Origin of the sequence: Pseudomonas sp. GD03862 (assembly GCF_029840855.1) — a bacterium.
Classification (GTDB): domain Bacteria; phylum Pseudomonadota; class Gammaproteobacteria; order Pseudomonadales; family Pseudomonadaceae; genus Aquipseudomonas; species Aquipseudomonas alloputida.
In genome coordinates, this window is sequence record NZ_JAOCDI010000066.1 from 1 (window position 1) to 19,639 (window position 19,639).

Genomic DNA, 19,639 nt, shown 5'->3' on the forward strand with positions numbered 1-19,639 from the left:
GCGCAGCGTTTTTTGGTTACTTTTTGTCGCGTTTGACAAAAAGTGACTCGCCGTAAGGGCGAAAAGGTGAGTCAGCGTCGCCATCGCAAACGGACGGTTCGCTGAGTCAAAACAGACGAGTTCGCTTCTTGCTTCTTGCTTCTTGGATGTGGGCATCCACATCGCGTAGGTATTCATTCGCGCAGGGGGCGCATAGTCACCTTTCCGCCCTTACGGCGGGTCACTTTTTGTCAAACGCGACAAAAAGTAACCAAAAAACGCTGGCTCCTATCATCCGGCCCCTGCGCTACGCTCCGGGGTTCCCTCGCTACGGTCTTGCTCCCGGGAGTACGCGCTGCAGGCCCCATCCATGGGGCCTCAGCGCTTGACGGGCATCCATGCCCGTCACCTCCCTTCGCAAGCCCTGCGCTCGGCCTCCTGAAGTCGCAATCTGCGTCGCCTGAACTACCGCGCGCTTACAAGCAAAAGCAGAAGCAGAAGCAGAAGCAGCAGATACAGAAACAGCGTTACTGTGCGAACGCCCGCCCTAACCCACCTGGTACACCACTGCTGTCAGTTTCCTGCCAAGGCCCATTCGGGCTCAACGACCAGCTCCAGCCGTTATCAAACCGATAGTAGGTACGCTGCCGGTAGAAGGTATTGGGCTGCTTCTCCAATACATATACACCCAGCTTGGGATCCCAGTGGCTTGCCCCGCCAGGCGGTGGCGCAAAGCTGGCCGAGGTGCGCGGCATGGGCTTGGGTATCGCCGCCGGCTTGCTCGGCTGAGTGGCAGGCTGCCTGCCCGGCAAGGGCTTGACCACCGGCCCCGACGGCGGCAAACGCTCGATCGGTGGCGCGGGCTGCTCGTACGGCTCATGCACCGTACACGCAGACAAACCCAAGGCCAGGGTAATCAGGGTCAGGCGGACGGTGCTGTGCATGGCATTGCTCTCTTACTGGTCTGGAGTGTCGATGGTCAGGCGCTGGGTAGCCTGGGTGGCGCTAGACAACGGAGCACCCCGGCCAACCCACTCACCCTGGGTAGGCTGACCCGCGCGTGAAACACGTGCAACCAGTTGGACTTCGGCATACTGCGACAGTTTCATCTGCGGCATCATCGCATCAGCATCAGACAATTCCACCTCGATCGGCAACTGCGCCACGGTCACCCGCTTGGCCGCCAGCGGCATCGGCGGGCCATTGCTGGCGCGAGCGAAGATAAACACCGTGTCGTCCGGCTTGACCTTGTCCTTCAAGGCAGCCGCCAGTTCCACCCGCACTTTCAGGCGAGCCGCCACAGGTGCAGGCTCGGTCGCCTCTGCTGGCACCCCACCCAGGCGCTCGGCGGCGCGGTCGATACCACCCTGCAGGGCCGCTCGCGATGCATCACCTTCTGGCAACTGCGCCAGCAAGCGCTTCCAGTAGTCGATGGCTTCCTGATAACGCTCGCCTTCAAACGCAGCAATACCGCGCAGGCCCAGGCTGGTCACCTCGTTGGGGTCAGCCTTCAACGCTTCGTCAGTCAGCGCCTGCAATTGCGGGCTCCACTGCTTGTTGGCGGCAAAGTACTGGGCCTGAGCCCACTGCCCCAGCAGCTCGGGCTGGCGGCCAGCCAAGGCCACGGCCCGTTCGAACGTACGCGCGGCATCGGCCGGGCGCTGCTCGGCCATGTAGGCCCGGCCAAGGAAATACATGGCCTCGGCCGAATCCGGCTGGGCCTGCACCACGCGCTCAAGGCGCGTAGTCATTTCTTCCATCGACTTGGGTGCCTCGGCAAACTCCTGGGTCAGCGCCACCTTGTCGGCCGCCCCAAAATGCAAGTACAGCCCCAGCGCCATCAGCGGCACCAGTCCCGCAGCCAGCAGCGGCAGGGCCTTGCCCAAATGCCCCTGGCGCGGGGCCTCGGCGCCTTCGGTATCGGCCAGCAGCTCGCGGGCAGCCTCGTCCCGGCCCTTGGCCATCTGCGCCTCATCAAGCACACCGGCGGCTTGCTGGGCCGCCAGTTCGGCGACACGTTCCTGATAAAGGGCCACGTTCAAGGCCGTGCGGTCTTCTTCCTGCTGGCGACGGCGGCCACGCAGGATCGGGAGCAGCAAAAAGCTGAGGGCAGCGAGCAGCAGAAGGCCCGCGCTAAGCCAGAATTCAATCATGGGTCTGTTCTTTTTCCAGCAGTTTGGCGAGACGCTCGCGTTCTTCGGCAGACAACTCATCGGCGCCCTGCACGGCCGTAGCACGGCGCCGGCGTACGATCACCGCCAGCACCACGAAGCCACCGGCCAGCAAGATCCCCGGGCCAAACCACAGCAGCCAGGTACGCCCGCTGAGCGCCGGCTTGTAGCGCACGAAGTCGCCATAGCGGTCGACCATGAAGTCGATGATCTGCTGGTTGCTCTGGCCTTCGCCGAGCATGCGGAAGATTTCTCGGCGCAGGTCGGCAGCAATCGGCGCGTTGGAGTCGGCAATATCCTGGTTCTGGCACTTGGGGCAGCGCAGTTCCTTGGTCAACTGTTGGTAACGCTCGCGCTCGGCCTCGTCGCGAAACTGATAGGTGTCGATCGCCGCCTTGGCCACACCGGCCAGGCTCATGCCCAGCACCGCAGCTGCCAGCCAGCGCCTCATGGCTTGGCCTCGTCGATCAGGCCCTGGTACAACGGCGCCAGCTGTTCACGCCAGACCGTGGCATCGACGATGCCTACGTGCTTGTAGCGGATGATGCCCTTGGCATCGATCAGGAAGGTTTCCGGCGCCCCATACACCCCAAGGTCCAGGCCCAGGCTGCCCTGCTCGTCACGAATATCCAGCTGATAGGGGTTGTGGAACTCGGCCAACCACTTCTGCGCGGCGGCGTTGTCATCCTTGTAGTTGACCCCATGGATCACCACACCCTGCTGTGCCAGCTGGTTCAGGTACGGGTGCTCGACCTTGCACGACGGGCACCAGGTGGCCCACACGTTGACCAGTGCCGGGCGCCCCTGCAAATCGGCCTGAGTCAGGGTGCGGTCCCCCTGTGTCGACGCCAGGGAAAACGCCGGGAACGGTTTGCCGATCATTGCCGAAGGCAGCTCGTCGGGCTTGAGGAAAAGCCCCTTGTAGAGGAACACCGCCACCAGCAGGAACACTGCAAGGGGCACTACCATGATCCAACGCTTCATGCAGCTGCTCCAGACACGCCCAGGACATCACGCACCCGGGTCTTGACCTTGACGCGGTAGCGCCGGTCGAGGGCCGCCAGCAACCCGCCCAGGCCGGTCAGCAGACCGCCCAGCCAGATCCAGCGGACGTAAGGCTTAATATGTACGCGCACAGCCCAGGCGCCATTCTCCAGTGGCTCGCCAAGCGCGACGTACAGGTCGCGGGTAAAGCCGGCGTCGATGCCCGCTTCGGTCATCATCGACTGTTGCACGGTGTACAGGCGCTTCTCCGGGTAAAGTGTGGTCACTTCACGGCCATCGCGGCTGACCACGATGGTGCCCTTGTCAGAGATGAAGTTCGGCCCCTCGAAGTGCTTGGCGCCCTGGAACAGGAAGTGGTAGCCACCCAGCTCCACGCTTTCGCCCGGCGCCATGCGCAGGTCGCGCTCGGCGCTGTTGTTGCTGGACAGCACCACGCCCAGCGCACACACCGCCAGGCCCAGGTGCGCCAGTTGCATGCCCCAGTAGCTGCGGCCCAAGCCCGGCAGGCCTTTGATCAGGCCCTTGTGGCGGGTCTTGTCGAAAATGTCACGCAGCCCGCCAAGCACTACCCAAGAAGCCAGGGCGAAGGCCGTCAGCGTCGGCCAATCGAAGTCGTCGACGATAAAGCCGGCAACCGGAGCAAGGATGGCACTGCCGATCAACACTGGGGTCATCATGCTGGCCAGCCATTTGCCCGGGGTGTCCTTCCAGCGCACCACCACGCCCACGCTCATCACCACCATCAGCAGCGCCATCAACGGCAGGAACAAGGCGTCGAAGTAGGGCGGGCCGACCGATAGCTTGGCACCGGTCAGGGCATCGAGCACCAGCGGGTACAGGGTACCGAGCAGAATCATCGAAGCCGCCACCACCAGCACCAGGTTGTTGGCCAGCAGCAGCGTTTCACGCGACCACAGGGCGAAACCGACCTGGCTCTTGACCACCGGTGCACGCAGTGCGAACAGCGTGAGCGACCCGCCGACCACGAACAGCAGGAAAAACAGGATGAAAATACCGCGCGACGGGTCGGCGGCAAACGCGTGCACCGAGGTCAGCACGCCGGAACGCACCAGGAAGGTACCCAGCAGGCTCAGCGAGAATGCGGCAATTGCCAGCAGCACGGTCCAGCTCTTGAACACCCCGCGTTTCTCGGTCACCGCCAGCGAGTGGATCAGTGCCGTGCCCACCAGCCAAGGCATGAACGAGGCATTTTCCACCGGGTCCCAGAACCACCAGCCACCCCAGCCCAGTTCGTAATAGGCCCACCACGACCCCAAGGTGATGCCAATACCCAGAAAAGCCCAGGCGACGATGGTCCACGGCCGCGACCAGCGCGCCCAGGCAGCGTCCAGCCGGCCGCCCAGCAAGGCGGCGATGGCGAAGGCGAAGGCCACCGAAAAGCCCACGTAGCCCATGTAGAGCATGGGTGGGTGAACGATCAGGCCAAAGTCCTGCAGCAGCGGGTTGAGGTCACGGCCATCGGTCGGCACCTGCGGCAGCAGGCGCTGGAACGGGTTGGAAGTAATGATCAGGAAGCTCAGGAAGCCCACGCTGATCATGCCCATTACCGCCAGCACGCGGGCCAGCATCACCTGCGGCAACTGCCGGGAGAACACCGACACGGCAAAGGTCCAGCCGCCGAGGATCAGCGCCCAAAGCAGCAACGAACCCTCATGGGCGCCCCACACCGCACTGAACTTGTAGTACCAGGGCAAGGCGCTGTTGGAGTTGCTGGCCACATAGGCGACCGAGAAATTGTCTGTCATGAAGGCATGGGTCAGGCAGGCAAAGGCAAACGCCAGGAAGGCGAACTGCCCCCAGGCTGCCGGCCGCGCCAGGCTCATCCACAGGCTGTCGCCACGCCACGCGCCAAGCAGCGGCACACTGGCCTGCACGACGGCAAAGCAGATGGCCAGAATCATCGCCAACTGGCCCAGTTCGGGGACTACCAGTGCTGCGTTCATGGCTTCGTCTCCCCGCCGGTAGCGGCCTGGCCGCTTTCCTTCAGGGCCTTGGTGACTTCGGGCGGCATGTATTTCTCGTCGTGCTTGGCCAGCACTTCATCGGCTACCACCACACCGTCGGCATTGAGCTTGCCAAGGGCGACGATGCCCTGCCCTTCGCGGAACAGGTCGGGAAGGATGCCGCGGTAGGTGATGGGTACCGACTTGTTGAAGTCGGTTACCACGAAACGCACGTCCAGCGAGTCGGCCGAACGCTGCACCGAGCCTTTCTCGACCATGCCGCCAGCGCGAATACGCGTGTCCAGCGGGGCTTCGCCGTTGGCGATCTGGGTCGGTGTATAGAACAGGTTGATGTTCTGCTGCAATGCGCTCAAGGCAAAGCCGACGGCAACCCCGACGCCGACCAGCAGGCCGACGATGAGCAACAGGCGTTTCTTGCGCTGCGGATTCACTGGTTGTTCTCCCGGCGCAAACGGCGCGCCTCTTCTTGCAAATAGCGACGACGGGCCAGCAGTGGCGCACCAACGTTCAGCGCCAGCACCGCCAGGCAGATGCCATAGGCCGACCACACGTACAGGCCATGGTGGCCCATGGCGAGAAAGTCACCGAAGGTGGCAAAGCTCATTGTGCGGCCCTCCGCCCCAGGCTGTTCAATACTTCGTCCCTGACCCAACTGGCGCGCGCTTCGCGCTTGAGCACTTCAAGGCGCATGCGCAGCAGCAGTACGGCGCCGAAGAAACAGTAGAAACCCAGCGCCGTGCACAACAGCGGCAGCCACATTTCGGCCGGCATCGCCGGCTTTTCGGTAAGGGTGAAGGTGGCCCCCTGGTGCAGGGTGTTCCACCACTCCACCGAATACTTGATGATCGGGATATTCACCACACCGACAATCGCAAGCACCGCACAGGCCTTGGCCGCACTGTCACGATTACTGATCGCCTGGCCCAGCGCAATAATGCCGAAGTACAGGAACAGCAGGATGAGCATGGACGTAAGGCGGGCATCCCACACCCACCAGCTGCCCCAGGTCGGCTTGCCCCAGATGGCGCCGGTAACCAGCGCCACGGCGGTCATCCAGGCGCCAATGGGCGCGGCACACTGCAGGGCGACGTCGGCCAGTTTCATCTTCCACACCAGCCCCACCACCCCGGCCACCGCCAGCAGCACATAGCAGGACTGCGCCAGCATCGCCGCCGGCACATGGATATAGATGATGCGGAAGCTGTTGCCCTGCTGGTAGTCCTGGGGGGCGAAGGCCAGGCCCCAGGTGATGCCGACCAGCAGCAGGAGCACGGCAGCACCGGCCAGCCACGGCAGCATGCGGCCGCTGATGGCATAGAACCATTTCGGGGAGCCCAGCTTGTGGAACCACGTCCAGCTTATTTTCATCAGGGTACATCCAGGGTATTTGCCGGGCTTGAGAGCCCGGGACTCGTTATTCGCCGACGCTGATCTTCAGGCCGGCCGCTATCGCAAAGGGTGCCAGGGTAACGGCCAGGGCCGTCAGGCTGGCGAGCCAGAGCAGATGGCCGGTTGCCGGCATATTTTGCAACGCCGCTTGCAACGCACCACTGCCCAGGATCAATACAGGGATATACAACGGCAGAATCAGCAACGCCAGTAACAAACCTCCGCGTTTAAGGCCGACTGTCAGCGCCGCACCTACCGCGCCCAGCAAGCTCAATACCGGCGTACCCAGCAGCAGCGAACCGAGCAGCACCGGCAGGCAATGGCTTGGCAGCCCCAGCATCAGTGCCAGCAGTGGCGCCAACAATACCAGCGCCAGCCCGGAAAAGATCCAGTGCGCCAGCACCTTGGCCAGCACCAGCAGTGCCAGTGGGTGCGGCGACAGCACCCATTGCTCCAGCGAGCCGTCTTCGAAATCGCTGCGGAACAGGCCGTCCAGCGACAACAACACGGCCAGCAACGCCGCCACCCAGACCAGGCCCGGCGACAAGGTTTGCAACAATTGGCTTTCCGGGCCGACCGCCAGCGGGAACATGGCCACGACAATGGCGAAGAACACCAACGGGTTGGCCAGTTCGGCGGGGCGACGGAACAGCAGGCGCGCTTCGCGGCGCAGCAACAAAATGAATACGCTCATGCAGTCCATTGCCCCAGGTTCAGTTCTCGATAACCGGAGGGCTTGCGTTCCAGTGTGTGATGAGTCGTCAGCACCACCGTGCCGCCCTGCTCGCAGTGGGCTGCCAGGTGCGCTTCAAGCTGCGCCACGCCTTGCTTGTCGAGCGCGGTGAACGGCTCGTCGAGAATCCATAGCGGCGGACAAGCCAGGTGCAGCCGGGCCAGGGCCACACGGCGCTGCTGACCGGCTGACAGGGTATGGCAGGGGACGTCTTCGAAACCGCGCAGGCCGACAGCCTCCAGCGCCGCCCAGATTGCCTCGCGGCTGGCCGGCTGGTGCAGGGCGCACAGCCAGGTGAGATTCTCCTCGGCGGTGAGCAAGTCCTTGATGCCGGCGGCGTGGCCAATCCACAGCAGGGCGCTGGCCAAGGCATGACGCTGTTCTGCCAGGGGCTTGCCACCCAGCAGAATCTGCCCGGCCGTCGGCTGCATCAGCCCGGCCAGCAGGCGCAACAGGCTGGTCTTGCCGCTGCCGTTGGGGCCACTGATCTGCAGCATGTCGCCGGCGCCCAGCTCGAAATCGAGCTGTTCGAACAGCAGGCGCCAGTCGCGCTCGCAGGCCAGGCCCGCGGCTTGGAGGTGAAGGGTCACGGTTTCGCCTTATCTTTAGTAGGGCATTGGGGCGGCGTCGCCTGCTTCGCAGGTGAACCCGCTCCTACAACCCTGTAGGAGCGGGTTCACCCGCGAAGCAGCCAAAACCGCTCCAAAGCCCTTGTGTCTCAAGTCGCCCCGCGCGCTGCCGTTATACTGGCAACCACAGGCGCGCGGCATTATTACACGCGCCGCCGCGCTGCCAAGAGGCCGGGCTCGACAGGTTGTATACAATCATGACTGAAATCAATAGTCTCGGCGCACAAACCGCGATCAACAGCCAAGCCATGAAGGCGGGCATGACCGGCGATCTGCTGCGCCTGATCCAGGCGCAGCCTGGGTTGCTGGCTCCTGGCGAAACCGCGCAAGCCGAGGTTTTATCGTTGCGCCAGACGGGCCAGGACTTTCAGCTGGTGCTACGGCTGATGCAGGCCAACGGCGTGCAGACCCAGCTTCAGGCCAACGCCAGCCAGCCGCTGCCACAAGGCAGCCAGATCACCGTCAGCCAGACCGAAAGCAACCGCCTGGCGATCATGCTGCAACAGGCCAGCGCCAGCCAGGTCGCCACCCTCACCCAGCTGGACACCAGCAAGGTGCCGGTCGGCACCTTGCTGCAAGGCAAGGTCCTGACCAACCAGCTGCTGGCCCAGGCACCCGGCCAACCGGCCGTGTACCGGGCGCTGGTCAGCCTGCTCAACAGCAACCAGGCCGGCGCCACACTGAGCATCGACAGCCCGCGCCCGCTGGCCATTGGCAGCCTGCTCAGCGCCCTGGTGCAGGGTGATCAGTCATTGCGCTTCGTGCCGCTCAGCGGCAGGCAGGACCAACTCAGCATTGCCCAACAGCTGCTGACCCAGCAAAACCGCCAAGCCTCGCTACCCGGCCTGCTCAACGCCCTGCAACAGCTCACCCGCGACCCAGGCGTCGATGGCGACCTGCGCGCCAGCGCCGAACGCCTGCTGGCCGGCCTGCCGGACGCCCGACAACTGGGCGACGCCAAGGCAGTGGCCCAGGCCCTGAACAACAGCGGCAGCTTTCTCGAAGCGAAGCTGCTGAGCGGGTCCACCGCCAGCGTCGCCACCGACCTCAAGGCGCATTTGCTGCGGCTGATGGCCCAGGCCCCTGCCCTCCCGGCAAGCGCTGCCAATCTCAACCCCGCCAGCCTGGCCGTGACCATGCCGGCTTTGGCGCGCAGCGCACTGGGCATGCTCGAGCGGGTCAGCCCCAAGCCGCAGCCGGGCGCGTTCCCATTACCGTCGCGCCTGCTCAAGGCCCTGGAAGAGGAAGGCGACCTGCAACAGCTGCTGCGCCTGGCTGCCGCTGCCGTTTCACGCTTGCAGAGCCACGCCATGAGCAGCCTGCAACAAACCGGCACGCTGGAAAACGGCAACCTGCAGACCACCTGGCAAACTGAAGTGCCGATCCGCCACGGCCAGGACTTCATCCCGCTGCAAGTCAAACTGCAGCGCGAAGAAACCCCACAACAACAGGCCGACCGCCAACATGAAGCCCAAGACCCTCGACAAGCCCTGTGGCGCATCGAGCTGGCCTTCGACCTGTCCCCACTCGGCCCCATGCAAGTGCAGGCACAACTGAGCGAGGGCCGCCTGAGCGGGCAGCTATGGGCGGAGCGCGAGCAGACCGCGCGGTTGATCGACACCCAGCTTGGCGCGCTGCGCGCGCGCCTGCTGGCCCGGGGCCTGGAAGTCGGCGACCTAGAGTGCCACCCGGGCATCCCGCCGCAGGGGCCACGCACACGGATGGAACAACGCTGGGTGGACGAAACCGCATGAACGATACGACACCACGCCAAGCCATAGCGCTGAACTACGACGGCCATCAGGCACCGACCCTCACCGCCAAGGGCGACGAGGACCTGGCCGAGGCCATCCTTGCGCTCGCCCGCGAACACGAAGTTCCGATCTACGAAAACGCCGAGCTGGTGCGGCTGCTGGCGCGGCTGGAGCTGGGCGATCAAATACCCGAGGCGCTGTACCTGACCATTGCCGAGATCATCGCCTTCGCCTGGCACCTGCGCGGCAAGGTACCCGCCGGCTTCGATGATCCGCGCCCGGCAGAACGCGATATCACCCCACCATTGCCCCCGCTGCCCGGCACTGGCCAGTAACTATCTACCACCCCCTCCCTCTCCATGCGCCCAACCTTGTCGGCCTCCCACGTACAAGGTGTACCGTCATGATCGACAGCAGAATCAACGCCAAAGGCGTGCAGTTCGTAGTAGACCATCTGGCCAACATCCCACGCCCGGACCGCGAAGCCCATCGCTTGATCCGGCAGTGGCTTGCCGGGCAAGGTGTGCATATCGACCCCGATCGCGTCGATGTGGTCACCCTGCACTACCGGCCGGATGACCAAGGGTATGTGGCAGCGGTCCAGCAGACCCAGAGCATGACCCAGGCGCTGCTGGGCAACTGGCAAGGGGAGTCCGATAACAACCTCATCGGCGCACTGTTCGCCAACCCTTGGGCAGGCACCTTCCCCCAAGGGCCGTTGAAGCTGGTCGATCGCCTGCCAACGCTGGGCTTTGGCCATCAGGGCGCCGCCTTCGAGGTGTATAACGGCCTGTTCCAGCGATCGTCCCCCGCCCGTTACGATGCCTCGACCCACATTCAGGTTCCGGCTGAAGCCTTCCAGCGGTTCATCGAAGCGCTGGACTTTCACCAGCCGTTCAAAGCCATGCTCGACGCTTACTGGCAGGAGCATCAGGACACTCACCGCCTGGCCAGCAAGCTCAATTTCATCGCCGCCTGCAACGCCCAGGTCAGCCAGGGGCGCCTGAGCGATGCCGCCAGGGAGCTGGCATGGCAAGCCGCCGGCATGATGCCGCAGCGCTTCAAGATACGGGTCAGCACGCTGAGCATCTATGGCTATGCGGCCACCGACCTGCTGTACATCAATGCCCCCCACAGCGATCTGACCCTGCTGTACATGCCAGGTAACAGCTCGCCCTTGCTCGAATTCGCCAGCGAGAACCTGCTCAAGGACTGGGTGGGCGATCAGTGCAAGGACCCCGCCCGACGCGAAGCGCTAAAGCAACACTTCAGGCTCGCCGACCGCCCCCAGGGCCTCGATTTCAGTGGCCTGGACACCGCGCTCGAGGGCCTTGGCGACTATCCGGACCGGCACCGGCTGCCGCCTGAACACGGTTATTTCAACGATGATGGCGTCTGGCCCCCCAGAACCTACGTGAACTACAAACCTGGCAAATACAACCCCAAACTGACCGGGGATATGTTCGCAGCCCTGACCGAGCGCCAGCGCCAGCGCAGCTACGACGACGCCGATTTTGTCATCACCACCGATAGCCAGGTTACCAAAGCCAAATGGCGTGGCTACCTCGCCAACACGCTCAACCTGCTGGCGCCACTGTGCCTGGTGGTGCCGGGGCTGGCGCCACTGCTGGCGGTCGGTGGCATTGCCCAGTTGGGCCTGGGCCTGGATCAGGTGATCAACGGCCACAGCCTGAAAGCCAAACAGGACGGGGTTGGCGACATCGCCTGGGGGTTGTTCAACGCCGTACCGCTGGCAACGGAGGGCAGCGCAGGCATCAAGGCCCTGTTCGAGTTCAAAAGCGATGGTTTTGTCATGCCGCGCGAGGTCAACGAGCAGCTCGGCTATCCGTTGAGCCCGACCAGTCCACCGCGGCTTCCAGAGCCAGAAGGCGCGGAGTACTTCCACCACCACGAGCCGATTACACCGCTTGACGAAGGCGACCCGGCTGTTGCCGGCGCGGTGATACGCTTGCCACACTACGATGGCGAACTGGACGACCTGGAATGCAGCATCGAAACCTACAATGCACGCGTGGTCTATGACCTGGAGCACGACGCATTCATCATCAGGGAAACCGTCAACGAGGTCGAGCCGCAAGCCTACATCGCAGTGCCTGGGAGCCGTGACCTTGTGGCGCTCGACAGGCAGCGCCCAGTCACCGACGCCATGCGCACCCGCACCTTGCGCGCGCTGGGTGTCGACCTGCCACTGCCAGTCACCATTCCGACACCGGCCCCGGACAGCGCCCCCATCCCCAAACTTATCTCCAGCCTCTGGGTCGGCGACAAAGTCATTAGCGAGCCATTGCTGGCCAACCTTGCCGCCAACGCCGCGCGCCTGAGCGACAGTGAATACAGCATGCGCCTGTTTCTGTCGAAGGCTTCGCCTACCGCTTACGAACAGAACGCAAGGCTATTGGCAGCTCGGGCGCCAGGGCTGCAGGTATTGCCGCTTGAAGAGCAAGGCTTCTTCCGGGCCTTCCGCCAGAGCCGCTATTACGCGCAGTACGAGGCAGCGCTGGATGGCAACGGTGGCATCGCCACCAATTACGCGTCTGCGACCGATGTGCTGCGCTACCGGATGCTGCACCATGAGGGTGGGCTGTACATGGACGTGGACGACTTCCTGCTGCCGGACGGCAAGGGCGAAACGATCGATCAGGTCGAGCTGCGCACCCCACCCGATGGGCTGCTGCTGCCACCGCCGATGTCCAACGAGAAAATGAGCATGAATTGCCTGTACAACACCAGCCTCATTGGTAGCCACCCAGGCAACCCACTGCTGGATGCGATCTCCGATGAAATGCTCGCACGTTTCCAGACCCATGCAGACTTCTACGAAAGCCGACCGAGCCTGGAACAGGACCCGAGCGGTTTCTACCGCTATGCCAACACGCTCAGCTACCTCACCGGGCCGGCACTGCTCACTGAAGTGGTCGATCGCCATCTACCCGGGTTGCGGACCCTGCGCCAGATCATCAACCTGCACACCATGCCACGCGTCAACACCTATCCATTCATCAACCCTTCGCAAGCCAATACAGCCCTGAAGCAACTGCTGCCCCTGAACCGGTTCGCCGGCGTGGGCGGCAATCACTCCTGGGTTCGCAATTGAAATGAACAGCGGATACTGAACGGGCCTGGCGACACCTTTCAGATCGAGCGGAGCATGGGCGCCGCTCGATTTCCCAGGCGACGAACCTGCTGCCGAGGGTACCCCGTCAAGGAGCCCGGTACACCTTGCTCATCAACTCCGCCTCGGCCTGGGTCAGGCCGCAGCTCTGGGTCAACTCATCGATACTCGCCCCCATCCCCACCAGCTTGGCCGCCTGGCTGAAAGTAACGTTGCTGGGGTCGCGCTGCTCGAGGCGCTCCAGCCGGTCCGGCAGGGTGGCCACCGCCGCACGCAGCTCATGGATGGCCTCACCCATGCGCACCGTGCCGTTCTGGTAGTCATCCAGACGCTTGGCCAAGTCCTTGATGCGCTGGTCACGCAGCGCATCGCCCTCGGCCTGCTGCGCAGCCAGCTCGCGCTGGCGCTTGCTGTAGTTGAGGAAAAACCACAGGCTCAGCGCCCAGGCCAGCGCCAGGAAGATGACAGCAACCTCTAGGATCAACTCAGATGTTCTCCAGCTCGGACCACTCTTCCTCGGTCATCATCTTGTCCAGTTCGACCAGGATCAGCAGTTCGCCATTCTTGTTGCACACGCCCTGAATGAACTTGGCCGACTCTTCGTTACCCACGTTCGGCGCAGTCTCGATTTCGGACTGGCGCAGGTAAACCACTTCGGCCACGCTGTCGACCAGAATGCCGACCACTTGCTTGTCGGCTTCGATGATGACGATACGGGTGTTGTCGGTCACTTCGGTCGGCATCAGGCCAAAACGCTGACGCGTGTCGATCACCGTCACCACGTTGCCGCGCAAGTTGATGATGCCCAGCACGTAGCTCGGCGCACCCGGCACCGGGGCAATCTCGGTGTAGCGCAGGACTTCCTGCACCTGCATCACATTGATGCCGTAGGACTCGTTGTCCAGACGGAAGGTAACCCACTGCAGGATCGGATCTTCGGAACCTTGTGCAGACGACTTTTTCATTCCCCTACCCTCAAAATCCGCCGTTGGCGGTATGTTCTGTGTCATTTCTGTTTGGCGTGCATCTGCTTGACCGCACCGCTGGCGATCAGCTCGGCCAGTGCGGCGACGTCGAGCAGTGCGCACATGTGTTCGATTACGGTGCCGGCCAGCCACGGGCGCTGGCCACGCTGGCTGCGCCACTTGATCTCCGACGGGTCCAGGCGCAGCGAGCGGCTGACCTGATGCACCGCCAGCCCCCATTCATAGCCCTGCACCGAAATCACGTATTGCAGGCCCTGGCGAAAATCATCGCGGTAGCGGTCGGGCATTACCCAACGCGCAGTGTCCAGCACCTTCAGGTTGCCGGCCTGGCAGGTCAGGATGCCGAGGAACCAGTCGGGCTGGCCGAACAGTGGTGTCAGCTCCTGGCCAGCCAGGGTGTAGATCGAGCCCAGGCACACCAGCGGCACCGCCAGGGTCAGGCCGGCAACGTCGAACAGCAGGCATTCGAACGGCTCGGCCGCCCACACCGGACGACCGTCGACAGTGGCCGGGGGCACGGGCAGGTTGGGCGCCGGCAGATGCACATCGACCAGTGGCACAGCCGGTTCCACGGTTTGTTCTTCGATCAGTACCGGGATGCTGGCTTCGGCCACGATCTCCTGCTCGACCACCGTCACCACCGGGGCTTCCACCGGCATCACGCTGGGCAGTACCGCCAGCCGGGGTTCGGCGAATGGCCGCGGGGCAAAGCTGGCGGCGGCTTCGGCGGGCTCAGGCCGGGCTGGCTGTCGGGCATCGCGTGCCTGCTCCTCGCGCACCGCCTCGGCGAATTCATCCGCCACTGCTGGCTGCTCGCTCAGGTCTTCGGCCTCGGTGGCCTCCTGCAGCAAGCCGTCCAGGTACGATTGCAGGGCCATCTGGGGCCGGGTGCTGGTTTGCCGGGTTTGAGTCATCAGGCTACCTGCACTGCGTTCTTGTAGGTGAGCAGGTGCTTGAGCAGCGCCCTGTAGGCGACCAACCCGCGGCTCTTGCTGTCGAACTGCGAAGGCGTGACGCCCTTGCGACTGGCATCGCGCAGGCGCGTATCCACCGGAATGTAGCCCTGCCATACATGCTGCCCGTAGGTGTCACGCAGCAGCTTGAGGGTGCCCAGCGACGCCTGGGTACGACGGTCGAACAGGGTCGGTACGATCTGGTACGGCAGCGCCTGCTTGCGCGAACGGTTGACCATGGCCAAGGTGCCGACCATGCGTTCCAGGCCCTTCACCGCAAGGAATTCGGTTTGCACCGGGATCACCAGCTGCTGGCTGGCGGCCAGGGCATTGACCATCAGCACCCCCAGCAAGGGTGGGCTGTCGATCAGGGCATAGTCGAAATCCTGCCACAGCTGCGCCAGACTCTTGGCGATTACCAGGCCCAGGCCATTCTGCCCTGGCGACTGGCGCTCCAGCACCGCCAGCGCGGTACTCGACGGCAACAGCGAAATGCGCTCATCGCTGGTGGGCAGCAGCAGTTGCCCGGGCAAGCCTTCGGGCACCGTGCCCTTGTGCAGGAACAGGTCGTAGCAGCTGTGCTCCAGGGCATCCGGGTTGTGCCCGAAGTAGCTGGTCATCGAGCCGTGCGGGTCGAGGTCGACGACGACCACGCGCTTGCCGGCCTCGGCCAGCAGGCCGGCCAGGGCAATGGTAGTGGTGGTCTTGCCGACGCCACCTTTTTGATTGGCTACTGCCCAGACTCTCATCAAGCAAACTCTATCTATTGATTTGGCAGGGACACTGTAGAAACAACCGTCATGCGCAAAACTTCAAAGCTCGCACGCCCCTCTGTGGGAGCGGGCACGCCCGCGAACACCGGCGTAGCCGGTGCCATTCACCGAGTCGCTGGCTTCGCGGGCATGCCCGCTGCCACAGGGGACGGCGGCACATTCAAAATCGTGTTCGTATCAGCGACGGGGAATTGACGTATCACGGCCTCGCTACCGTTGCTTGTATTGCCGGTGCACTTTGTGTGCCAGCCCGGCGCAATGCGGCATCCGGTGTGGCATTGGCGCTGCCCGAGCCGGTCAGGCTGCGGCGCACTTCCAGGTTACGGGAAATCACCAGCACCACCCGGCGGTTGCGTGCGCGCCCTTCGGCGGTATCGTTGCTGGCCACCGGCTGGTACTCGCCATAGCCCACCGAAGCCATGCGTGCCGGGTTGACGCCCTCCATGGCCAGCAGCCGCACGATGCTGGCCGCGCGCGCCGAGGACAACTCCCAGTTGGTAGGGTACTGCGCGGTGCGGATTGGCAGGTTGTCGGTGAAGCCTTCGACGTGCACCGGGTTGGCGAACGGCTTGAGGATGCTGGCCACCTTCTCGATGATCGCAAACGCCTTGTCACTGGGCATCGCGTCACCACTGCCAAACAGCAGCGACGAGTTGAGCTCGATCTCGATCCACAGCTCGTTGCCGCGCACGGTCATCTGGTCGCTGTTGATCAGGTCGCCGAAGGCATCGCGCACGTCATCGCTGATGGTTTTCAACGGGTCGACATTGGTCGCCGCCAGGCCCGCTTCGGTCTGCTCGCTGTCTTTGACCAGCGGTTCGGCCGGGCGCACGCTCAGCGGCTGCTCATCGCCAATCGGGATCGGCTTCATGCTGCGCTCGGGGTCGTTGAATACCCCGAGCAAGGCCTGGGAAATAACCTTGTACTTGCCCTCGTTGATCGAGGAAATGGAATACATCACCACGAAGAAGGCGAACAGCAACGTGATGAAGTCGGCGTACGACACCAGCCAGCGCTCGTGGTTTTCGTGTTCCTCGGTATGACGACGGCGACGCATGGGTTACTCCATGAAGCCTTGCAGCTTCAGCTCGATCGAGCGCGGGTTCTCACCTTCGGCAATCGACAGCAGGCCTTCGAGCAGCATTTCGCGGTATCGCGACTGGCGCATGACGAGGGCCTTGAGCTTGCTGGCGACCGGCAATAGCACAAGGTTGGCACTGGCCACACCGTAAATGGTCGCGACAAAAGCCACGGCAATGCCATTGCCCAGTTGCGACGGGTCGGCCAGATTGCCCATCACATGGATAAGGCCCATGACCGCACCGATGATGCCGATGGTCGGCGCATAGCCGCCCATGCTTTCGAATACCTTGGCTGCCTGGATGTCACGGCCCTCCTGGGTAAGGAGGTCGACCTCAAGGATGCTGCGGATGGCTTCCGGCTCGGCGCCATCCACCAGCAGTTGCAGGCCCTTGCGCGCATAAGGGTCGGGCTCGCTGTCCGCTACCCCTTCCAGGCCCAGCAGGCCTTCTTTGCGAGCGGTCAGGCTCCAGTTCACCACGCGGTCGATGCCGCCCGCCAGGTCGACCCGCGGAGGAAACAGGATCCAACGCAAAATCTGCAAGGCGCGCTTGAACGACGACAGCGGCGACTGCAACAACGCCGCCGCCAGGGTGCCTCCCAGCACGATCAGAGCCGCCGGGCCATTGACCAGTGCACCGACATGACCGCCTTCAAGGAAGTTGCCACCGACGATGGCAACGAAAGCCAGGATCAGACCGATCAGGCTGAGGACGTCCATCAGACGCACGCCTCCACCAGGTGCTTGCCGATTTCGTCCAGGCTGTACACGGCATCCGCCAGGTTCGCCTTGACGATGGCCATGGGCATGCCATAAATCACGCAGCTGGCTTCATCCTGGGCCCACACCGTGCTGCCCCCCTGCTTGAGCAGGCGCGCGCCCTCGCGGCCATCGGCGCCCATGCCGGTGAGCACCACCGACAACACCTTGTCACCGTACGACTTGGCCGCCGAACCGAAGGTGATGTCCACGCACGGTTTGTAGTTCAGGCGCTCGTCGCCGGGCAGGATCTTCACCGTGCCACGGCCATCGATCATCATCTGCTTGCCACCGGGGGCCAGCAGGGCCAGGCCCGGGCGCAGCATGTCGCCGTCTTCGGCTTCCTTGACGCTGATGCGGCACAGCTTGTCCAGGCGTTCGGCAAACGCTTTGGTGAAGGCCGCCGGCATGTGCTGGATCAACACGATCGGTGCCGGGAAATTGGCCGGCAGCTGGGTCAGTACCCGCTGCAGCGCCACCGGCCCTCCCGTGGATGTACCGATGGCCACCAGTTTGTAGGGTTTGCGCTTGGGTGCCGGCGACTGCGAGGCCGCCGGCGTCGGGGCCGCTGCACGGGCAGGCGCTGCCGGGCGCGTCTGCGCCTGGCTGGTAAAGGTGCTGGCCGGCGCTGGCGCGGCGACCGGCGCCGTTCTGGCATAGCTGCCGATCCGGCGGTTACTGCGCGAAATGGTGTGCACCTTCTCGCACAGCAACTGCTTGACCTTGTCAGGGTTGCGCGAGATGTCCTCGAAGTTTTTCGGCAGGTAGTCCACTGCGCCGGCATCCAGCGCGTCGAGGGTGACGCGGGCGCCTTCATGGGTCAGCGACGAGAACATCAACACGGGCGTCGGGCAGCGCTGCATGATGTGCCGCACGGCGGTAATGCCATCCATCATGGGCATTTCGTAGTCCATGGTGATCACATCGGGCTTGAGCGCCAGCGCCTGGTCGATTGCTTCCTTGCCGTTGGTCGCGGTACCCACTACCTGGATCGTTGGATCCGCCGAGAGGATTTCCGAGACACGGCGGCGGAAGAAACCAGAATCATCCACCACCAGGACCTTGACTGCCATAAACACTCCATTAGGCGGCGCAACCCGCCAGGGCGCGCCACCGAAATCAAATACGCCGCGCGGCGTAACGCTTGAGCATGCTCGGGACGTCGAGAATCAACGCGATGCGACCGTCGCCGGTAATGGTGGCCCCGGACATGCCCGGGGTGCCTTGCAGCATCTTGCCCAGCGGCTTGATGACCACTTCTTCCTGGCCCACCAGCTGATCAACGACAAAACCGATGCGCTGGGTGCCGACCGACAGAATCACCACGTGGCCCTCGTGCTGCTCTTCGTGCACCTGGCCCTGGACCAGCCAGCGCTTGAGGTAGAACAGCGGCAGCGCCTTGTCGCGCACGATCACCACTTCCTGGCCGTCGACCACGTTGGTACGCGACAGGTCGAGGTGGAAGATCTCGTTGACGTTGACCAGCGGGAAGGCAAACGCCTGGTTGCCCAGCATCACCATCAGGGTGGGCATGATCGCCAGGGTCAGCGGCACCTTGATGACGATCTTGGAGCCTTGGCCCTTGGCCGAGAAAATGTTGATCGAGCCGTTGAGCTGGGAGATCTTGGTTTTCACCACGTCCATGCCCACGCCACGCCCGGACACATCGGAAATCTCGGTCTTGGTCGAGAAGCCAGGGGCGAAGATCAGGTTGTAGCAGTCCGACTCGCTCAGGCGCTCGGCGGCGTCCTTGTCCATCAGGCCCTTTTCCACGGCCTTGGCACGCAGGATGTTCGGGTCCATGCCCTTGCCGTCGTCCGAGATCGACAGCAGGATGTGGTCGCCTTCCTGTTCGGCCGACAGCACTACGCGGCCGGTACGCGCCTTGCCAGACGCTTCACGCTCGTCGGGCATCTCGATACCGTGGTCGACCGCATTGCGCACCAAGTGCACCAGCGGGTCGGCCAAGGCTTCTACGAGGTTCTTGTCAAGGTCGGTCTCTTCGCCGACCAGCTCCAGATTGATCTCTTTCTTCAACTGGCGCGCCAAGTCGCGGACCAGGCGCGGGAAGCGGCCGAAGACCTTCTTGATCGGCTGCATACGGGTTTTCATCACCGCGGTCTGCAGGTCGGCGGTGACCACGTCAAGGTTGGACACGGCCTTGGACATGGCCTCGTCGCCGCTGTTCAGGCCCAGGCGCACCAGGCGGTTACGCACCAGCACCAGTTCGCCGACCATGTTCATGATCTCGTCCAGGCGCGCGGTGTCGACGCGCACGGTGGTTTCCGCTTCGCTGGCGGCGTGCTTTT

General features: G+C 63.6%; 21 protein-coding genes. 3 read left to right on the top strand and 18 right to left on the bottom strand.

Going from position 1 to position 19,639, the window contains the following annotated elements:
* Nucleotides 1–506: 506 nt before the first annotated feature.
* From N5D53_RS25870 to ccmA, 10 genes are read right to left on the bottom strand one after another with little or no spacing between them, the layout of a single operon-like run.
* Nucleotides 507–923: a hypothetical protein gene (locus N5D53_RS25870; protein ID WP_104961065.1), complete on the bottom strand. Its 417-nt coding sequence runs from the start codon at nt 921–923 to the stop codon at nt 507–509.
* Between the two features lie 12 nt (nt 924–935).
* Nucleotides 936–2,132 carry a c-type cytochrome biogenesis protein CcmI gene (gene ccmI / locus N5D53_RS25875; RefSeq protein ID WP_064491598.1) on the bottom strand — a complete coding sequence of 399 codons (1,197 nt, stop codon included), beginning with the start codon at nt 2,130–2,132 and terminating at the stop codon, nt 936–938.
* Nucleotides 2,125–2,601 (bottom strand): cytochrome c-type biogenesis protein, encoded by a 477-nt coding sequence (locus N5D53_RS25880; RefSeq protein ID WP_003254376.1) that lies wholly within the window; start codon nt 2,599–2,601, stop codon nt 2,125–2,127. The genes ccmI and N5D53_RS25880 overlap by 8 nt, the downstream gene beginning before the upstream one ends.
* Entirely contained in the window at nt 2,598–3,134 is a 537-nt protein-coding gene (locus N5D53_RS25885; protein ID WP_014590171.1) for a DsbE family thiol:disulfide interchange protein, read from the bottom strand. Before N5D53_RS25885 ends, N5D53_RS25880 begins: the two co-directional genes overlap by 4 nt.
* Nucleotides 3,131–5,119, bottom strand: a complete 1,989-nt coding sequence (locus N5D53_RS25890; protein WP_104961063.1) for a heme lyase CcmF/NrfE family subunit — start codon at nt 5,117–5,119, stop codon at nt 3,131–3,133. The genes N5D53_RS25885 and N5D53_RS25890 overlap by 4 nt, the downstream gene beginning before the upstream one ends.
* Complete coding sequence (ccmE, locus tag N5D53_RS25895; RefSeq protein ID WP_004577458.1) at nt 5,116–5,571, bottom strand: cytochrome c maturation protein CcmE; 456 nt, start codon at nt 5,569–5,571, stop codon at nt 5,116–5,118. Before ccmE ends, N5D53_RS25890 begins: the two co-directional genes overlap by 4 nt.
* A complete protein-coding gene (gene ccmD, locus N5D53_RS25900) occupies nt 5,568–5,744 on the bottom strand; it encodes a heme exporter protein CcmD (RefSeq protein ID WP_003254380.1) in 177 nt (58 codons plus the stop codon). The genes ccmE and ccmD overlap by 4 nt, the downstream gene beginning before the upstream one ends.
* A complete protein-coding gene (locus N5D53_RS25905; protein WP_010955058.1) occupies nt 5,741–6,508 on the bottom strand; it encodes a heme ABC transporter permease in 768 nt (255 codons plus the stop codon). The genes ccmD and N5D53_RS25905 overlap by 4 nt, the downstream gene beginning before the upstream one ends.
* Before the next feature lie 46 nt (nt 6,509–6,554).
* The gene (ccmB, locus tag N5D53_RS25910) at nt 6,555–7,223 is read right to left on the bottom strand and encodes a heme exporter protein CcmB (protein WP_012051653.1); all 669 of its coding nucleotides are present in this window, start codon (nt 7,221–7,223) and stop codon (nt 6,555–6,557) included.
* Nucleotides 7,220–7,852, bottom strand: a complete 633-nt coding sequence (ccmA, locus tag N5D53_RS25915; protein WP_104961062.1) for a cytochrome c biogenesis heme-transporting ATPase CcmA — start codon at nt 7,850–7,852, stop codon at nt 7,220–7,222. Before ccmA ends, ccmB begins: the two co-directional genes overlap by 4 nt.
* Nucleotides 7,853–8,088: 236 nt before the next feature.
* On the opposite strand from ccmA, the gene N5D53_RS25920 reads away from it, so the two are divergent.
* The 3 genes from N5D53_RS25920 to N5D53_RS25930 all read left to right on the top strand — a co-directional run bounded on the left by N5D53_RS25920 (nt 8,089) and on the right by N5D53_RS25930 (nt 12,760).
* Nucleotides 8,089–9,645, top strand: a complete 1,557-nt coding sequence (locus tag N5D53_RS25920) for a flagellar hook-length control protein FliK (RefSeq protein ID WP_064491602.1) — start codon at nt 8,089–8,091, stop codon at nt 9,643–9,645.
* Nucleotides 9,642–9,980 (top strand): EscU/YscU/HrcU family type III secretion system export apparatus switch protein, encoded by a 339-nt coding sequence (locus tag N5D53_RS25925; protein ID WP_020190265.1) that lies wholly within the window; start codon nt 9,642–9,644, stop codon nt 9,978–9,980. Before N5D53_RS25920 ends, N5D53_RS25925 begins: the two co-directional genes overlap by 4 nt.
* Nucleotides 9,981–10,048: 68 nt before the next feature.
* The gene (locus N5D53_RS25930; protein WP_279841036.1) at nt 10,049–12,760 is read left to right on the top strand and encodes a DUF6543 domain-containing protein; all 2,712 of its coding nucleotides are present in this window, start codon (nt 10,049–10,051) and stop codon (nt 12,758–12,760) included.
* 106 nt (nt 12,761–12,866) lie between these two features.
* Here N5D53_RS25930 and N5D53_RS25935 read toward each other — a convergent pair whose 3' ends face one another.
* The 8 genes from N5D53_RS25935 to N5D53_RS25970 all read right to left on the bottom strand — a co-directional run.
* Nucleotides 12,867–13,262: a DUF2802 domain-containing protein gene (locus N5D53_RS25935; RefSeq protein ID WP_010955062.1), complete on the bottom strand. Its 396-nt coding sequence runs from the start codon at nt 13,260–13,262 to the stop codon at nt 12,867–12,869.
* 1 nt (nt 13,263) lies between these two features.
* Nucleotides 13,264–13,743, bottom strand: a complete 480-nt coding sequence (locus tag N5D53_RS25940) for a chemotaxis protein CheW (RefSeq protein WP_003254393.1) — start codon at nt 13,741–13,743, stop codon at nt 13,264–13,266.
* A gap of 41 nt (nt 13,744–13,784) precedes the next feature.
* Complete coding sequence (locus N5D53_RS25945) at nt 13,785–14,678, bottom strand: CheW domain-containing protein (RefSeq protein WP_020191816.1); 894 nt, start codon at nt 14,676–14,678, stop codon at nt 13,785–13,787.
* Nucleotides 14,678–15,466: a ParA family protein gene (locus N5D53_RS25950; RefSeq protein ID WP_104961060.1), complete on the bottom strand. Its 789-nt coding sequence runs from the start codon at nt 15,464–15,466 to the stop codon at nt 14,678–14,680. Before N5D53_RS25950 ends, N5D53_RS25945 begins: the two co-directional genes overlap by 1 nt.
* A gap of 223 nt (nt 15,467–15,689) precedes the next feature.
* A complete protein-coding gene (motD, locus tag N5D53_RS25955) occupies nt 15,690–16,547 on the bottom strand; it encodes a flagellar motor protein MotD (RefSeq protein WP_010955065.1) in 858 nt (285 codons plus the stop codon).
* A gap of 3 nt (nt 16,548–16,550) precedes the next feature.
* Entirely contained in the window at nt 16,551–17,291 is a 741-nt protein-coding gene (locus tag N5D53_RS25960; RefSeq protein WP_104961059.1) for a flagellar motor protein, read from the bottom strand.
* Entirely contained in the window at nt 17,291–18,403 is a 1,113-nt protein-coding gene (locus tag N5D53_RS25965; RefSeq protein ID WP_010955067.1) for a chemotaxis response regulator protein-glutamate methylesterase, read from the bottom strand. The genes N5D53_RS25960 and N5D53_RS25965 overlap by 1 nt, the downstream gene beginning before the upstream one ends.
* Nucleotides 18,404–18,449: 46 nt before the next feature.
* Nucleotides 18,450–19,639 (bottom strand): chemotaxis protein CheA (locus tag N5D53_RS25970; protein WP_279841037.1); only part of this gene is annotated, 1,190 nt, incomplete at its 5' end.

Excerpts from the sequence above, each read along its gene's own strand:
- N5D53_RS25885 (WP_014590171.1), bottom strand. The coding sequence starts at position 3,134 with ATGAAGCGTTGGATCATGGTAGTGCCCCTTGCAGTGTTCCTGCTGGTG.
- ccmI (WP_064491598.1), bottom strand. The coding sequence starts at position 2,132 with ATGATTGAATTCTGGCTTAGCGCGGGCCTTCTGCTGCTCGCTGCCCTC.
- N5D53_RS25890 (WP_104961063.1), bottom strand. The coding sequence starts at position 5,119 with ATGAACGCAGCACTGGTAGTCCCCGAACTGGGCCAGTTGGCGATGATT.
- N5D53_RS25965 (WP_010955067.1), bottom strand. The coding sequence starts at position 18,403 with ATGGCAGTCAAGGTCCTGGTGGTGGATGATTCTGGTTTCTTCCGCCGC.
- N5D53_RS25920 (WP_064491602.1), top strand. The coding sequence starts at position 8,089 with ATGACTGAAATCAATAGTCTCGGCGCACAAACCGCGATCAACAGCCAA.
- N5D53_RS25940 (WP_003254393.1), bottom strand. The coding sequence starts at position 13,743 with ATGAAAAAGTCGTCTGCACAAGGTTCCGAAGATCCGATCCTGCAGTGG.
- N5D53_RS25945 (WP_020191816.1), bottom strand. The coding sequence starts at position 14,678 with ATGACTCAAACCCGGCAAACCAGCACCCGGCCCCAGATGGCCCTGCAA.
- motD (WP_010955065.1), bottom strand. The coding sequence starts at position 16,547 with ATGCGTCGCCGTCGTCATACCGAGGAACACGAAAACCACGAGCGCTGG.
- ccmB (WP_012051653.1), bottom strand. The coding sequence starts at position 7,223 with ATGAGCGTATTCATTTTGTTGCTGCGCCGCGAAGCGCGCCTGCTGTTC.
- N5D53_RS25950 (WP_104961060.1), bottom strand. The coding sequence starts at position 15,466 with ATGAGAGTCTGGGCAGTAGCCAATCAAAAAGGTGGCGTCGGCAAGACC.
- N5D53_RS25960 (WP_104961059.1), bottom strand. The coding sequence starts at position 17,291 with ATGGACGTCCTCAGCCTGATCGGTCTGATCCTGGCTTTCGTTGCCATC.
- N5D53_RS25925 (WP_020190265.1), top strand. The coding sequence starts at position 9,642 with ATGAACGATACGACACCACGCCAAGCCATAGCGCTGAACTACGACGGC.
- ccmD (WP_003254380.1), bottom strand. The coding sequence starts at position 5,744 with ATGAGCTTTGCCACCTTCGGTGACTTTCTCGCCATGGGCCACCATGGC.
- N5D53_RS25870 (WP_104961065.1), bottom strand. The coding sequence starts at position 923 with ATGCACAGCACCGTCCGCCTGACCCTGATTACCCTGGCCTTGGGTTTG.
- N5D53_RS25905 (WP_010955058.1), bottom strand. The coding sequence starts at position 6,508 with ATGAAAATAAGCTGGACGTGGTTCCACAAGCTGGGCTCCCCGAAATGG.
- N5D53_RS25930 (WP_279841036.1), top strand. The coding sequence starts at position 10,049 with ATGATCGACAGCAGAATCAACGCCAAAGGCGTGCAGTTCGTAGTAGAC.
- N5D53_RS25880 (WP_003254376.1), bottom strand. The coding sequence starts at position 2,601 with ATGAGGCGCTGGCTGGCAGCTGCGGTGCTGGGCATGAGCCTGGCCGGT.